Annotated in this window: 1 pseudogene; it reads right to left on the bottom strand. The window is 69.5% G+C overall.

The features are described from left to right. Positions 1–710 (bottom strand): annotated as a pseudogene (locus AOK24_RS44650) (hypothetical protein); the annotation flags it as partial. Between the last annotated feature and the right edge of the window lie 511 nt (positions 711–1,221).

Below are 1,221 nucleotides of genomic sequence, written 5' to 3'. Positions count from 1 at the left end.
CGCAGGGGGGAGGCGGGCTGGACGGGGATCGTGAACTGGGCCGCCGCGTACGAGTGGGGGGCGCCGATGAAGAAGGGGAGCCAGGCCACCGCGACCAGGGCCGCGCACCAGAGGAACGCGCGGAGCCAGTCGCGGCGGGGGAGGGCGAGGAGGAGGGGGAGGAAGGCGAGGGCCGTGGGTTTGGAGTCGAGGGCGAGCGCGAGGAACGCGCCGGTCGTCGCCGGGTTGCCGCGGGTGAGGGAGCGGACGGCGAGGGTCGTGAAGAAGAGGGCGAGTACGTCGTCGAGGTGGCCGAAGCGGACCGCGACCTCGATCCACATGGGGATGAACGCGAGTCCGGCGACGAGGACGCGCTGGCGCAGGCGCTGGTGGTTGGTGCCGGTGCCGAGGAGGTGCCAGGCGGCGCTGCGGCCGACGAGGACGAGGATGGCGAGGCCGAGCAGCGACATGAGCGCCGCGGCGAGGAACTGTCCGGTCTGCTCGGGGAACGGGTTGAAGAGGCCCGCGACGAGGAAGCTGACCGGGCCCATCTGGAGCTCGGGGTGGTGGGCGTAGAGGTTGAGGCCGCCGCCTGCGCCGCCGTAGATCAGTTCGCCGCCGGTGCGCAGGTAGTGCCAGGAGAACCCGCCGTGCGGTTCGACCACAGCGAACCACAGGAGTGTCCAGGCGGCGAGCAGCACGAGGTGCGTCCGCTGACCGATGACCGGCACGTGTTCTTCTCTTCCTTCTCGGCCCTCTGGCCCTCTCGCCGTACGCGGACGACAGGGGTCCCCTCCTAGAGATGGCCGAAAAGGGGTGGGGGTTCACGGCTGAACGGTGCCGGTGTTCACAGCGGGGCTCCCTCCCAGGTATTACCCGGGTACCCCCAGACCCCTACCAGATCTTGAAAGTGCAAGTAGCCTGTCCTTGGGCTCCACCCGACCCCCACGCGGGTGGAGCCCTCAAGGAGGACCTGCGATGCCCATGCCGTAGGCACCGGTACCCCGGAGCCGTGAGCCAGTGGAGCGCGGTTCCGGAGAGCGTCGTATCCCGTGGGGACGGGGAGCGGCGCAGGCGTCGGACCCGGCTGCGGAAACACCCCCCACTCCGCGCCGGGTCCGACGGCACATGGCCCACCCCTCGAAGGATTAGCTTGCGTGACTCAAGCAATCCTGTTTATGCTTGCGTAAGTCAAGCAACCTCTTGTTGCTCGAACAAGACACCCCCCCCGCCCCCGGAGGC

The sequence above is a fragment of the Streptomyces niveiscabiei genome (assembly GCF_001419795.1).
GTDB classification, from domain to species: Bacteria; Actinomycetota; Actinomycetes; order Streptomycetales; family Streptomycetaceae; genus Streptomyces; species Streptomyces niveiscabiei.
The sequence above is the reverse complement of the archived record's forward strand: the minus strand, read 5'-3'. Positions and strand labels throughout refer to the sequence as shown.